This is a genomic window from Inhella gelatinilytica, from assembly GCF_016093295.1.
Lineage (GTDB): Bacteria > Pseudomonadota > Gammaproteobacteria > Burkholderiales > Burkholderiaceae_C > Inhella > Inhella gelatinilytica.
Window position 1 is genome coordinate 115,533 of record NZ_JAEDAL010000008.1, and the last position, 13,281, is coordinate 128,813.

General features: G+C 60.7%; 13 protein-coding genes and 1 tRNA gene. 2 read left to right on the forward strand and 12 right to left on the reverse strand.

Annotation, left to right across the window (positions count from 1 at the left end):
• Nucleotides 1-79 precede the first annotated feature (79 nt).
• The 4 genes from I7X43_RS14185 to I7X43_RS14200 form a co-directional block, all read right to left on the reverse strand.
• The gene (locus tag I7X43_RS14185) at nucleotides 80-562 is read right to left on the reverse strand and encodes a hypothetical protein (RefSeq protein ID WP_198101611.1); all 483 of its coding nucleotides are present in this window, start codon (nucleotides 560-562) and stop codon (nucleotides 80-82) included.
• A gap of 5 nt (nucleotides 563-567) precedes the next feature.
• Entirely contained in the window at nucleotides 568-978 is a 411-nt protein-coding gene (locus I7X43_RS14190) for a hypothetical protein (RefSeq protein WP_198101612.1), read from the reverse strand.
• Nucleotides 979-1,357: 379 nt separating this feature from the next.
• Complete coding sequence (locus I7X43_RS14195; RefSeq protein ID WP_198101613.1) at nucleotides 1,358-2,761, reverse strand: tyrosine-type recombinase/integrase; 1,404 nt, start codon at nucleotides 2,759-2,761, stop codon at nucleotides 1,358-1,360.
• Complete coding sequence (locus tag I7X43_RS14200; protein WP_198101614.1) at nucleotides 2,754-2,990, reverse strand: hypothetical protein; 237 nt, start codon at nucleotides 2,988-2,990, stop codon at nucleotides 2,754-2,756. The genes I7X43_RS14195 and I7X43_RS14200 overlap by 8 nt, the downstream gene beginning before the upstream one ends.
• Before the next feature lie 132 nt (nucleotides 2,991-3,122).
• Between I7X43_RS14200 and I7X43_RS14205 the strand changes: the two genes are divergently transcribed.
• Nucleotides 3,123-3,365 (forward strand): helix-turn-helix domain-containing protein, encoded by a 243-nt coding sequence (locus I7X43_RS14205; protein ID WP_198101615.1) that lies wholly within the window; start codon nucleotides 3,123-3,125, stop codon nucleotides 3,363-3,365.
• Between the two features lie 213 nt (nucleotides 3,366-3,578).
• Nucleotides 3,579-4,169 (forward strand): polyamine aminopropyltransferase, encoded by a 591-nt coding sequence (locus I7X43_RS14210; RefSeq protein ID WP_198101616.1) that lies wholly within the window; start codon nucleotides 3,579-3,581, stop codon nucleotides 4,167-4,169.
• A gap of 106 nt (nucleotides 4,170-4,275) precedes the next feature.
• Here the strand turns inward: I7X43_RS14210 and I7X43_RS14215 are convergent, their stop codons facing one another.
• From I7X43_RS14215 to I7X43_RS14250, 8 genes are all read right to left on the reverse strand, one after another.
• Complete coding sequence (locus tag I7X43_RS14215; protein WP_198101617.1) at nucleotides 4,276-4,977, reverse strand: hypothetical protein; 702 nt, start codon at nucleotides 4,975-4,977, stop codon at nucleotides 4,276-4,278.
• A 688-nt stretch (nucleotides 4,978-5,665) separates the two neighbouring features.
• On the reverse strand, nucleotides 5,666-6,433 hold the full coding sequence (locus tag I7X43_RS14220) for a hypothetical protein (RefSeq protein WP_198101618.1): 768 nt from the start codon (nucleotides 6,431-6,433) through the stop codon (nucleotides 5,666-5,668).
• A 213-nt stretch (nucleotides 6,434-6,646) separates the two neighbouring features.
• A complete protein-coding gene (gene yhhB / locus I7X43_RS14225) occupies nucleotides 6,647-8,755 on the reverse strand; it encodes a cyclophane-forming radical SAM/SPASM peptide maturase YhhB (RefSeq protein WP_198101619.1) in 2,109 nt (702 codons plus the stop codon).
• A 38-nt stretch (nucleotides 8,756-8,793) separates the two neighbouring features.
• Nucleotides 8,794-8,988 (reverse strand): YhhA family cyclophane-containing RiPP, encoded by a 195-nt coding sequence (gene yhhA / locus I7X43_RS14230; protein WP_198101620.1) that lies wholly within the window; start codon nucleotides 8,986-8,988, stop codon nucleotides 8,794-8,796.
• Nucleotides 8,989-9,785: 797 nt separating this feature from the next.
• Nucleotides 9,786-9,862 (reverse strand) — tRNA-Met (locus I7X43_RS14235).
• A gap of 37 nt (nucleotides 9,863-9,899) precedes the next feature.
• The gene (gene dsbD, locus I7X43_RS14240; protein WP_246480429.1) at nucleotides 9,900-11,714 is read right to left on the reverse strand and encodes a protein-disulfide reductase DsbD; all 1,815 of its coding nucleotides are present in this window, start codon (nucleotides 11,712-11,714) and stop codon (nucleotides 9,900-9,902) included.
• Between the two features lie 71 nt (nucleotides 11,715-11,785).
• On the reverse strand, nucleotides 11,786-12,175 hold the full coding sequence (gene rplQ, locus I7X43_RS14245; protein ID WP_198101622.1) for a 50S ribosomal protein L17: 390 nt from the start codon (nucleotides 12,173-12,175) through the stop codon (nucleotides 11,786-11,788).
• Nucleotides 12,176-12,273: 98 nt separating this feature from the next.
• Nucleotides 12,274-13,263, reverse strand: coding sequence for a DNA-directed RNA polymerase subunit alpha (locus I7X43_RS14250; protein ID WP_198101623.1), 990 nt, complete (start codon nucleotides 13,261-13,263; stop codon nucleotides 12,274-12,276).
• Between the last annotated feature and the right edge of the window lie 18 nt (nucleotides 13,264-13,281).

A 13,281-nucleotide genomic window follows, 5' to 3' on the forward strand; every position in this document is an offset into this window, starting at 1 on the left:
CCGAGATATCCAACACATAGTCCCCACGGTGCACGCAGCGCAGCGTCGTAATGGAACCCATTTCCTTGGTTCGGGGCCTTCATGACAGGCCCCGATGGGACATTGCGATCACGAAGGCCGCATGCAGGAGCATCAGCTCATCGCAGGCCGGGAACCGACTCACCAAAGAAGGTGATGGCAAAGTGAGCACCAAGTCGATGCCTTCAGTATGCAGGGTCGCTACAACGGAACCGCACTCCATCCAGCTGTGCGCTGCGGGTTTCAGCGTGTCGGAGTCCACCCACCAGCCATATGTGTCGGTGTTTTCAATGGCACTGCGCAAATCTCGCGGCAGACGTGCGACCTTGAAGCCCACAAGTCGAAGCTGGCCATTCCCAAAGTGGAGAGCAACACCCGCGTGGCGCAGTCGCCAACACAGGTCCTCAAGCTCTAGCCAAGCATCCACAGGCGAACGCGCTGGGCAATAGCGTGATTGCGTCTGGTCCCAGATTGCAGGCTCGGACGACCGGTGCGGCAAACGATTGACTGCACCCGAATGGGTTGGGTTCATGCTGGCATTCATTCGAATTACTCCCCTTGCTCGTACACCCAAATCTCTTGGGACTCGTCCTCAGGGTTGGGACACTCATCGACCGCAAACAAGTCGTCGTTGGCTGCGCGACGCTTTTGGGCTTGGACAGGTGCCTCGACTTGACCAATGCCCGCGATCGAACTCCAGCCTGTGCCGCAATCGAATGAAATGGGGTGCACAAAGGAGTGACCGCGACGCATGCGCACAATCGCCACTTCCGGGCGGCAGTGGAGCCAGGCCAGGATCAGGCCCAAGTGCTGGGTGGTGACATGCCCCTTTCGCGCTGTGAAGCGCCAGCAGCATTGCTCCGCCCGGGCAGTCATTTCGGCGACATTAGCGATAGCCGTCAAATCTCGCTCAAACGCCGCGTGTACCTCTGCATCCACACCCCGCAGCAAGATCATCATTGACAGGCATGAGTGAGGCATCCCACCCCCATTCGCTGCGATGGGTCGTCGCACTCCTTTCGGCGCTAGCAGGGCCTTGTGTCCCGGCTGGGTGTTCGACTCCGCCGCAGCCATGCCGTCAAAGGAGAGCTGGGGGCTGGAGGCATCAGTTGTGCCTTCTTGAGATTGACCCGGAAACTTCTTGGTACGTTGCATGAGGACCTCAATGTGACTCGGTGGGTTTTGGACGTGAGTTCGCCCCGCGGTCGCGCCCAAGGGTTGACGACCACGTGCGGTGGTTTGTGGTGAGTGGGTACCGGCCGCTCTGCTATTGAGCCCATTCCGGTGGGCGATCTAAGCGGCTTTCTGGGTTGACGCTTATGCCCGTTTCGCTTTGTCGCTAGGCCACGCGGCGCCAGCGCTCGTTGGCAGGTGGTGGCGCGCTGTTCACACTGGTCGACACACCCTGCCCTGCGGGCTTCACAGGCACAACGGGCTGCGGCCGCGTTTGCGCCATGGGTGATCGAGGTGCCGTGGTGGTCTGATTGCTTGGAGGGGCGCTTGCCAGCGGCGGGCCCGCATGATGCGGATCACCCGACGCAAAGCGGCTGGCCAGCAGACGGTCAATGGCCGAGCCATCGCGCCGAGTGAGGTTGGGGACGTAGCGACTGTAGACCTGGAACAGCATCTGCGTGTTGGCATGCCCGAGTTGACGCGCGATCCACTCTGGGGCCTCGCCCGATGCGAGCCACAGCGTAGCTGCGGTGTGCCGCATCTGATACGGGCGACGCGACTTCAAGTCCAGATGGCGCAGCAAGGGATACCAAACCCGGTCGCTGAAGTTCTTGTTGTCCAAGGGCGATCCCTCGCGGTTGCAGAACACGTACTCAGAGAGCTTCCCCGTGGCGGCGTATTGACGTGTCAACGCATCGAACACCGGTTGGGACATCTGGATCTCGCGCTGAGAACTATCCGTCTTGGTGTACTCATCCTCCCCAAGCACAAAGGTTTCACGGATCAGGATGAGGCGATTGGCGAAGTCCACGTATTTCCACTTCAGACCGTGGACCTCGCCGGTACGCATCCCCGTGAAAAAGCGAGTGATGAAGTAATCACGATAGTCACGACGCACCACAGCGATGATTTGCTGCACTTGGTCCAAGGTGAATGGTTCAATGTCACTCTTGCGAACCTTGAGCGGCTTCAACGTGGCGCACGGCGACACGAAGCCAAATCGATCCGCAGCTTCATTGAGCACTTGCCGCAGGGTCGCCAAGATGCCGTTGATGCGCTTGGCGCTCAGGCTCTTACCTGTGCGTCCAGGCAAGGCCGCCAGCTTCGTCCGGAAGGCCAAGATATCCGCCTTGGAGATGGCCCCCACCGCCAATTGGCCAAAGGCCGGGAGCAGATGGCCTTCAATGGTGGAGTTCAACACCTTGATGTGCGAGCGCCGCCATTCGATCTGGTGCTCTTCAAGCCAAGTGGCGATGAAGTCGCGGAAGACGGGGGTAGCCGGGGCCGGCGGTGCGCACGGAATAGGAGGCACTGTCAACGAATCTTCAGACTCCGTTCGGCTTGGACGTTCTGGGACGAATCGCGACGCAATGCTGCTTCCCGGAAAGAACTCCGCGTAGTTGAACGAACCATCCGCGAGCGCATCCTTCAAACGCTTCAGTGCAGCCGCGGCACGCTTCCGATTGCTTGGCGTATCGGGCAAGGCGGTTTGCTCTCGGCACCGCACACCTCGAAAGGTGAAGTCGATTACCAGCTTTCCTGTCTCTTTTCGAACGGTGACCTTAGCCATGGAGCACTCCCCCATTAGCCATGGGCAGACCAATCGCCCCCTCATTCGAGGCAACGCACATATCGCGCTCGATGGTCTCCCACACGAAGAGGATCTTCCTCCCCCCGAACGGCCGCACGTAATGCGTCCCTTCGATCAGCACGCTGTCCTTCAGGCGTTCACGGATCGTGCGCGCGTCGTACTTGATGCGAGCCGATAGCTCGTCGGTGGTGAGATAGGTTGCGCTCATTGCAATCTCCTGTCGAGTAAACTCATCAAAAGGCGCGAATACGCCTCACTTGATGATCAGAATAATCGACGCCTGACGCTTGTCAAGCACTTTTGTGGAGTTTTCTCCACGTTTGAGCACAAAGAGTAACCAGTGATTCGCTTTAAGTTGGCCGAACAACTCGAGAAGAAGCAGTTCCGCGACTCTCGTCGGATCACTATGCAAGAGATCTCCGAGGCGACCGAGATCAACCGATCGACACTGTCAAAGATCTTGAACCAGAAGGGCTACAGCACCGGGACCGATGTGCTCGACCGGTTGTGCACCTATTTCAGATGCACGATTGGAGATCTGGTCGAGCACCTCCCCGAGGATCAAGGAGCGTCGCCCGACTAGTCCAGGTAGGTGAGAAATCGGAATTGGAGCGCCTAGGTCGGCTTGGCAGCGTCTCCGGTCCTTCGCCCGCCACCGCCGAACTCTCGCTTTCGGAAAGCTACCAGTCACTCTGGGCAATCACACACTCGGCACTTCTGATGCAACAAGGATCGGCGGCGTTGGCCGACTGATGCGTCAGCCTGAGCATGTAAGCTAGTTTCGTCGGAACTACGGGTGAGCATCATTACCACGACCAGCTTGACGTTCGACGTGAAGACCTCCGATCGCCTGATATGGCAAGGCCAAGTGGTCATGTCTCGGTCGGAAGCGCCTTATTTTCGTGAACTTTTTAGCTGTGTCGCACAGGTAGTGCGCCCAACGCGCGTGCTGGAAATCGGGTTTGGACTCGGCATCTCTGCAGGCTTAATCCAACAGCATCTTCGCCCTATCGAGCACCACATTGCAGAGATCGACACAGGCATCTATGGTGACCTTGTGCAATTCGCAGTTCAGCATCCAGGGGTGCAGCCTTGCCTCGGCGACTGGCGGACAGCGGCTCTGGCAGCACCCTTCGACTTGGTCTTTTATGACCCCTTCGATTTCACGGATGCTCCCGACGACGTCGGGATGGAGGCGCAGTTGCTGCGCCGCCTTGTAGGCATTGATGGCGTGCTCTGCCACCCCCATTTCGGCGATGGTCCGACGCGCGAGTTACCCGGTTTTCGTACCGTGGTCCTCAGTCGCTTCCCGGTCCCTCACATTGAGATGGCCGATGGAACGCAGTGCGAGCACGCTGCCGCCTTACTCTGCTACCCGCAGTCATAAGGTGGACCTTGCTGCAGCAATGCGGCGAGAGGCCCGCGCTCATCGTCAGCCAACTTGAGCAGCAGCGACCGCAACAAACGAGGTGACGTGGCGACGGAGCTGGTTCTCACCCTATGCGCGAGCGCAGCCAGGCCTTGAGGGAAGCTGGGCTGCTTCTCGACCGCCGCAGGCAGCAGAGCGAAGAGCGCCAATTGATGCCTCTGCCTGGAGCGAATGAGGCGGTCAGACCAGGCCAGCGGTCCGGCGACATCAAGAAGGAATCGGCTTGGTCCTGTGCACCGCTGGCATTCATCCATTCGCTCTGTCGGGGAAAGCCTGAACAAGTGAAGTAGCCAGGCGCCTGCGTCCTGAGTCGGCGGCGAGAGGGCAGTGCAACGGCGGCCTCCACTCTGGTGCGCGAGACTGTGGCGCAACGCTTGGCACGCAGATAGAGCCTTCTCGTCTCAGTCGAGATTGGAATGACGCGATCGTCAAGGTCATCCTGATGTTCCCCCCACGCTAGATAGTCTGCCAGGAGGAACGCACACTCCTTGTCATCGACGACGACCTGGTCTTCCTCCGAGGCGAACCATTTCCCCATCTCGCTGTCGACCTCTCGGCACAGCTTCGCTAAGCCGGGAAAATCGAGGTTGGAATCCCGACCTGTCACCGCGTTCGCTTCCAGCAACTGGCCGCGAACACCGCCGGGGGCATCGCGCATGGTCGCGACATAACCGAGCAGATAGATTGTGTCAGCATCCGCTTGGAGGACCAGCACAAGCTCGTCGCGGAGTTGCTCGTGTTGGGCCTGCGCGCGGACTGCCGCCATCCCAGCCCGTCGTGCAGAGACATAGCCTCGCCGAACTTCACGAGCGACCAGCACGCACCCAGGAGACGAGGACCGCTGGATATCGGCCAGGACCAAGCGCCAGCAAGGCTCGGCGCCGTCACGGAAGCCGAGCGACCTGCACATTGCCTCAATGCAACCCGCTTCGTTCAAGCAGGGGATGACGATGAATGCCTCATTGGTCGGTACGATCACGCAGCGGGCGGTACCGTAGCTCGTCTCCAGCGGAGGATTAGCTGCTTGAATCCTGGTGGCGTGCAGTCTGTGAATCCAGCCGCCTCGGCAGCTCGCCGAGAGGCGACGTTGGACCGACGCATGTGGGCGTAAATGGTTTCGTGGGCGCTCGACTGGCAGGCCTTCGCATACCCAATGCGGCCAATGCCGCGCCCCTGACTCTTGATGTTGAGATAGATCTGCAGTGATGCATGGCACCCAAGCGGGGGCTCGTCAATCACGTTGATATAGACCTCACCGGCCCGCCCGCCCCCAACCTCGATGCGCCACTTTTCGCCGCCCGGGCCCTTGCCCTTGCCGGGCGTGCCCGGGACGGGGATCAGAAGTACATCGCTAGCCGAAACCCTGGGCTCATTGGTGCGCGGCTTCACGGGTCGCGGCTTGGGCGTATCTCGGGCCGAGCGCTTGCGCTTGGGCGTAGTCGTAGTGCGAACCATCACAGGATGCGCGCCAACTCGGCCCGCAAACGAAGGTCAACAGGCTCCCAATATTCACCGGGGAAGAAGCCCGGGGAGTACGCAATGGCGACGTCCTCGATGATCGCCTTCGAGGACGCAAGGGCCTTCACGAGTTCATCGACCTTTATGTACATCGCATGCAGGTCTGGATCGAGCCGAGGACTGCGCTCCGTCCAGGCCGAATCGCCGTCGTACCGGTTGTTGAAATAGTCCATGTCGATGTGCACCAGGGCTGAAAGCCCTTCGATGCCATCAGTCCAGCTCTGCGCGTCGTAGGTGCCGAGATATTTCCCTGAGCCGCCGGCCGCATCTACAAGATCGACAGCAGGCCGCCTCGCGACTGGATCAAGCAGGGTGTCGGCAACCAATCCGAGGCTGTACGCTCGTCGCACCTCAGCCGTCATCTTCGGTGGCTGGCATAGATGCCGGACCTCGGTTCCCGGGAATTGCCACAGAAACGGCGTCATGAAACTTCCCATGCCGATGGCGCCGCTTTCGATCGCTCGAATCACAGTCGCTGGTTTATCCAGCTTCACGACGTCATGTGTGATGGCGTCGACCAACTTGCCATTGATGAGGTGCAACCGAGGCGATCCCAGGTCGCGGTGGTCGTCAACGTGCATGATGACAGTTCGCTCCAGGCCGCCGCGCTGTTTGCGTGCCAGCCATTCAGACCAGCTCAGCAGCGTCCACTGGTCGTACAACGACGTCGTGATGCTGCCTTCGCGCCAGCGTGCTGCCCACATGGAGCCCAGAGTGACTCCTCGACCCCACCACCTCAGGCCAGCATCCAACGCGGGATCGACATGGCGATCAGCCGCGCTTGGCCAATGCAGCTGGAGATCGATGCTCTCACCGGATTGTTTGACAACCGCATCCTTGTCGCAGAAGTAGTCACGCAGGAATGCGTGCCAGAGGGCAGTATCTTGTGGGAGCCGGGCTCTGGGGACTCGCACGGACTACTCCTGCGCCGCAGTTTCCAAGACGGCTGCGAGGGAGCGGCCGGTGCTGGTCAGCGGACAAGTAGCCAGCGTCTTGAACGCATCCCTCAGACGTGCGTCCGTATCCATCACTTGATTCTGGGCCCGCCTGTTGAGCCGATCCAGGTCAAGCGATTGGACGTATTTCCAGAAACGGCGGAGCTCGACGAAGACAAAGATCGCGTGGAAGAGGCCTGACGGTGGTCGCAGGTCTTGTCGCCACGGTGAGACGACCTTCTGTGCGGTCGGCACGGCAACCGGCGCGACTCGCTCGAGCAGGTAGAGCTTTTGATGGCGGTACTCGTGGAGGAGAGAGTCGGCCAAGTCATAGGCATCGATCAGTCCGCCGCGTTGCACCACGGAGACATAGAGCGCGCCGGGCACTGCGTTGTCACTGAAAGACACGATCTTGTCCGGATCAGCCGCAGGGTCCCGGATGAACTGGACGGCGCGGCAGATCATTCGCAACTCGTGCGCGAGCGCCGGGCGCCACGCTTGCAGAATCCCAAGCGCTTCGTGTAACAGCGGCAGCGCGCCCCGCATCACATCAGGACTTTCAAAATGGATCGCGCCGCCGAATGGCCGGCGGAGCCAGGGGTCCGCCGCGTGGACCACGGGCGACGGTTCTGGCGAGCCGTGAAGCGTTCCCAATAGCCATTGGGCGTAGGGTGCGTCGAGTTCAAGCACGCTGCCATCAACGGCAGCAAGGGTGCGCCCGCTTTCCTTTGCCAATAGAGCGTTGCTCCAGGCGACTGCGCCCGGACTCTGCGCGAGGGAATCAATAGCGTTAGGAGTCGCAAGCAGCACCCGGGCGGCAGCTGTTCCTTCGGACTGGTCGTTGCAGTTAACGAGGAAAAGCAGGGCGTTTCGCAGCGCTGTCGCCTGGGCCGCTGTGGCGTCGGCCCACAGCGCCGCAACTGATCCGTGTGAGGTTTCAGCGCACTCAAATTCGCGTAGCTCGCCTGCGTAGCCGACTGCAGCGCCATTGGGCGCAGGTACCACGAGCGACGCAGCAACGCGCGAGTGCACGTGCTGAATCAGCGCGCGCATCTCTTTGCAGTAGACCGTCGGGTTCTTGAAACCGTTCACACCAAATCGGTGTGGGACTGACCCGCCGCCACACACGTCGACCACGTCGCAGTTCCGGCAGGTGTGGCACAGGCCTTCCTTCGAGAGGAGTGCCCGATGTGCAGCCAGGGCAGGTGAGGCGGCCACATCGGCAATGGGCGTGTCGCTGACCGTGCCGTGAAGCCGGGTCGCGCCCTGCGATACCACCTTCAGCACATCGAGATCATGGTAGGAGCCGTCCGTCTCGACGGTAATGAGGCTCACATCGCCAAAGCCAAACGCATCAGTCTGCGACGGCATGCCCGCCACGGCGTCCAGCAGGGCCTCGAAAGTGCGAACCTCCAACGTCGGGTATTCATCGAACCAAAGATCAAAGGCCTCGATAAGCCACTTCTCGTACAGATCGGGGCGCTCGAACCGTCCCGGCGGCGGGCGTTGGTGGTGAGCATCTGGCAACAGGAAGTCCAGGCGGGGAACTTGCTGCTCGCTGAAAAACTCAAGCAACCGCCGCGGGGGGATACGCGGGTCGATGACTGCTATCACGCCAGCAAACGCATCAGGCGCGCTTCGAAGCAGTTGAAGGGCCCGATACGTCTGATCAAAACTTGAACGACCCCGCCGGGATGTGCGGTGAAGGTCATTGGCTTCCTTCGGGCCATCCAGGCTCAGCGAAATACCGATGCCTGCTCTTGAGAGCTCCTCCAGCGCCTCTGGCGTCAGCAGCAGACCGTTGGTCTGAAGGCCGATATCGAGTTGCGCGCTGACTCCCACCGCATCGCGGAGCTGGGCGGCAAAAGCAACCAGCTCCGTGACGCCCATGAGCAATGGCTCGCCCCCGTGAAGCACAACCACACAGCGCTGCAAGCCGGCATCCGCCACATAGCACGCCAGTCGTGTCGCAAAAGCCTCACGATTATGTGGCGACAGCAGCCGTGGCATCGACAGCCAGGTTTGGTCGGCATGGTGGTAGACGTAGCAGTAATCGCAATCCAGATTGCACCTGGACGCGACCTTGACCAAGAACGAGGTCAGTCGGACCCCGCTAGTCCACACAGCCACTACGAGCGGTTATGTCGATGGTGCATCCGGTCGTAGCTCGTGATGACCTCGCTTGCGTCAGTGACCTTCAGGATCCGGGTCTGGAGGCGCTGCATTGCAGGATTGGCGTGTTGGCCACGCGCAATGGCATCGCGTACCTCGCTGCGTTGCTCCAGATCTTCTCGCTGCGGTTGCTGCGTCGTGTTCGAAAGCATGAGTCAACTCTCCTTTAGTTGACAATGGTAAGGCCTGTAACGGCCCCACGCAATGAACAGCCAGAGCGCCGTCGGCACTGGTGCAAGCCGCGCCGGCAGTCTCGCTAGCAACGTTGACGGACCTGGCGGCTGCCCCTTCGAGCCGGGTGCACCCTCACGCTGGCAACGGTCTGGCTTTCCATCGGAATGTGGGCATTGTTTATCCGGGGGTGTACGACGACGTCAATCACTGCGACCAAGTAGCGCTGACGACGTGACGGTGTCGTCCTTTGCTCGCGTATTGCCTGCCTCCGGGCCGAGACGGAGTCACTGATCCTTGGCCAGCCTGGTACCGGGCCAGCGCCATCGCGACCCAGACAAGCGCTGCAGTGGGTCGAGCCATCAACAGAGCTAGCAACGACAGGAGCACCGAGACATCGGCACCGGCGATATGCGAACCTGACCCCACCCGAATAGCCACAGCTTTGCAATAGGTTTCGGAAACTCGTTTCGGTGCAGGTGGCCAAGCCGCGCCGCACAAAAGGCATTGATCTCGTCTCATCGGGCTTGTCGAAGATGGCTTTTGAGTCCCCAGCAGTCATCTGAGCTTCAACCATCGAGGGCACCAACCAGCCTAAAGCTGACTGGCATCAGCTATGGCCTGATCGCATGCCGCCACATGAACCCAATAGTCATTCTGCACAGTCAACGATCTTGTGACGACACAGACCTCGTCACAAATCCCGTCACAAGGGCCGAAAAGCACAAAGCCCGCACTTGGCGGGCTTTGTTAAGTCCTTGTGGGGACTCAAGTTTCTTGGTTGCGGGGGCAGGATTTGAACCTACGACCTTTGGGTTATGAGCCCAACGAGCTACCGGACTGCTCCACCCCGCGACAGAGACTGTGACTATAGCATGGATTTCTACGCTGTCTAGAGTCCAGCGGCGGCCAAGACCTGAATAAATCGTTCGGGAGGCTGGTACCCAATGACCCGTAGGCCCGTCAGCTCCTGGCCGTTGGCGTCAAAAAATAGGATGCCCGGCGGGCCGAACAAGTTAAACCGCTTGAGTAGCGCACGATCATCCGCGCTGTTGGCCGTGACATCCACTTGCAACAACAGCGCACGCTGCATCTTGGCCGCCACCTCGGGCTTGGCAAAGGTCAGACGCTCCATCTCTTTGCAGGACACGCACCAGTCCGCGTAGAAATCCAGAATGATCGGACGGCCCGCACTGTTCGCCAGTCGTGCGTTCAACTCCGCCTCGGTCTTGACGCGCTCAAATTTCGGATGTGCCACCTCACCCAAAACACCGGCGGCGGTGGTGGTGGCTAGGGGCCGCAGCGGATCGGTGCCCCCGACTGCGGCACCCCACCATTGAGAAAAGGCACCAAACGCCAGCAGGGCCGCGGCCGCCCCTCGGAGCCAATGAAGGGGGCGGGGCTGCAGAGGAACCAAGGACCACAGCATGCAAGCCAAGGCCGCCAACCATGTCCCCCACAGGATTTGGATCAACCACCCCGTCAGTGCGGGCTGCGCCAGCCAGATCGCAACGGCGAGCAATCCAAAGCCAAACGCATGCTTGACCCGCTCCATCCAGGCCCCCGCCCGCGGCAACAGGGAGCCGGCTGAGGCGCCGAGCAACAGCAGCGGAACGCTCATGCCACACGCCATCACAAACAGCGCAAGGCCGCCCAGCCAAACGTCTTTGGATTGGCTGATGTAGAGCAGCGCTCCAGCCAACGGTGGCGCCACGCACGGGCCCACGATCAGTGCCGAGAGCGCGCCCATCACAAACACCGACAGGGCCTTGCCACCCGGTAGGCCTTGGCTGCTTTCGGTCAACCGCTGCTGCCAAGCAGCGGGCAACTGCAGGTCATAGGCGCCAAACATGGACAGCGACAACAGAACCATGAGCCCCGCAAAGCTGAGCAAGACCCACGGCTTCTGCAAATACGCGGCCAGCCCCTCGCCGGCCAAGCCCGCAGCCACACCGAGGGCGGTGTACACAAGCACCATTCCAGCGCTGTAGCTGACCGCCAGCAGCAGCCCCCGCCGGCGCGAGGCCTGCCCCGCCGAATCGCCAACGATGATGCTTGAAAGAATGGGCAGCATCGGCAGCACGCAAGGCGTGAACGAAAGGCCCAACCCCGCCAAAAAGAAGCCGAGCGCCACCGCCCACCAGCGCCCACCGCTGAGCAAGCCAGCCAACCCATCATCGGACGGCCCGGCCGTTGGATTTCCGCTAACCGCAGCAGGTGTTGGCGGCCCGTCAATCCAGCGTGCGGCGCCAAAAACCGTCGCATCCGGTTCAGTGGGCTGAATCACCCACGCCCCACCAGCCGCAGGTTTCAACACGACCGTAATTGGGGGGTAGCAAAGGCCCTTGTCCGCACAACCTTGCGCCGTGACGCGCCACTCATCGACTGCCCCCGCTTGCAGGACTTCAACGGTCAATCGATCACGATAGACCTCAACCTCCTTTTGGAAGGTTTCGTCGAATTTCCGCTTGCCATCGGGTAGGCGAATCGCTGCCGCCACGCCGGCGGCATCCGCTACGCGTAGCTGTTCCCTGTAGAGGTAGTACCCTGGGGCGATCTCAAACTGCAAGGTCAGCGCCGCTCCCTGGGAGCGAGCCGTCAACTTGAACGCCTGATCGGGCTCCAGAAATTCTTCAGCGCCCACCCCCAAGGCAGCCAGCAGCAGGGCCAAAGCCAGAAAGCTGCGCTGCAAGAACCTTGTCACCATGCTGTTCCTTCGATAAAGAAAAAGGGCCGGCAAGCCGACCCTTTTCATTTCACGCGGAGTGCGCCCGCGGCTTATTCCGCAGCCGGAGCTTCAGCGGCCACCTCGGGGCGGTCCACCAGCTCGACGTAGGCCATGGGGGCATTGTCGCCAACCCGGAAGCCCATCTTCAAAATGCGGGTGTAGCCACCCGGACGGGTCGCAAAACGCGGGCCCAGCTCATTGAACAGCTTGCTCACGATGTCACGATCGCGCAGGCGGGCAAACGCCAGGCGACGATTGGCAACCGTCGCTTCCTTGGCCAGCGTGATCAGCGGCTCGACGACGCGACGCAGTTCCTTGGCCTTGGGCACGGTGGTTTTGATGGCTTCGTGACGCAGCAGCGAGACACACATGTTGCGCAGCATGGCGGCGCGGTGTTCGCTGGTACGGTTCAGTTTACGCAGACCGTTACGGTGACGCATGGTGCTTTTCCTTTCCTATCTGATTAATGCCCCCAGCCGGATCAGGTACTGGGGGGTGCACCTAGGGGCTCAGGCCCCGAGTCTTGTGTGGCGACAGCTCAGCGCTTGTCCAGACCGACGGGCGGCCAGTTTTCGAGACGCGAACCCAAGGTCAAGCCGCGCGATGCGAGCACTTCCTTGATTTCGTTGAGCGACTTGCGACCCAGGTTCGGGGTCTTGAGCAGCTCGGTCTCGGTGCGCTGAATCAGGTCGCCGATGTAGTAAATGTTTTCGGCCTTGAGGCAGTTGGCCGAGCGGACGGTGAGCTCCAGCTCATCGACCGGGCGCAGCAAGATCGGGTCGAAGGACGCAGCACGCTGAGCCGGCTGGTCAAAGGCGTCGACCAAGTCAGTGCCCTGCAACTGAGCGAAGGCGGCCAGTTGCTCGACCAGAATCTTGGCCGAGGAACGAATCGTTTCCTCCGGCGAAATGGCGCCATTGGTCTCGATTTCCATGACCAACTTGTCCAAATCGGTGCGCTGTTCCACACGGGCGTTTTCAACGGCGTAGCTCACGCGCTTGACCGGCGAGAACGAGGCATCCAACACGATGCGACCGATGGCTTTGGTCGACTCATCGCCAAAGCGACGCAAAGTGCCTGGCACATAGCCGCGGCCCTTTTCCACTTTGATTTGCATGTCGATCTTGCCGCCCTGGGCCAGATGGCAAATCACCTGCTCGGGATTGATGATCTCGACATCATGCGGGGTCTGAATGTCCGCAGCCGTCACCGGGCCCTCGCCTTCTTTGCGAAGAATCAGGGTGACTTCGTCACGGTTGTGCAGACGGAAGGTCACGCCCTTCAGGTTCAGCAAGATGCCGACCACGTCTTCTTGCACGCCGTCAACGGTGGAGTACTCATGCAGCACGCCAGCGATGGTCACTTCCGTCGGCGCATAACCCACCATCGACGACAACAACACGCGCCGAAGCGCGTTGCCCAGCGTGTGGCCGTAGCCCCGCTCGAAAGGCTCCAAAGTCACCTTGGCGCGATGGCCGCCCAGGGGCTCGACGTTGATCGATTTGGGTTTGAGCAAATTCGTTTGCATGGGCTCTTTCTTTCATGC

Coding starts and splice junctions, on each gene's coding strand:
- I7X43_RS14185 (WP_198101611.1), bottom strand. CDS start 562: ATGAATGCCAGCATGAACCCAACCCATTCGGGTGCAGTCAATCGTTTG.
- I7X43_RS14190 (WP_198101612.1), bottom strand. CDS start 978: ATGATGATCTTGCTGCGGGGTGTGGATGCAGAGGTACACGCGGCGTTT.
- I7X43_RS14195 (WP_198101613.1), bottom strand. CDS start 2,761: ATGGCTAAGGTCACCGTTCGAAAAGAGACAGGAAAGCTGGTAATCGAC.
- I7X43_RS14200 (WP_198101614.1), bottom strand. CDS start 2,990: ATGAGCGCAACCTATCTCACCACCGACGAGCTATCGGCTCGCATCAAG.
- I7X43_RS14215 (WP_198101617.1), bottom strand. CDS start 4,977: ATGGCGGCAGTCCGCGCGCAGGCCCAACACGAGCAACTCCGCGACGAG.
- I7X43_RS14220 (WP_198101618.1), bottom strand. CDS start 6,433: ATGTGGGCAGCACGCTGGCGCGAAGGCAGCATCACGACGTCGTTGTAC.
- yhhA (WP_198101620.1), bottom strand. CDS start 8,988: ATGCTTTCGAACACGACGCAGCAACCGCAGCGAGAAGATCTGGAGCAA.
- dsbD (WP_246480429.1), bottom strand. CDS start 11,714: ATGGTGACAAGGTTCTTGCAGCGCAGCTTTCTGGCTTTGGCCCTGCTG.
- rplQ (WP_198101622.1), bottom strand. CDS start 12,175: ATGCGTCACCGTAACGGTCTGCGTAAACTGAACCGTACCAGCGAACAC.
- I7X43_RS14250 (WP_198101623.1), bottom strand. CDS start 13,263: ATGCAAACGAATTTGCTCAAACCCAAATCGATCAACGTCGAGCCCCTG.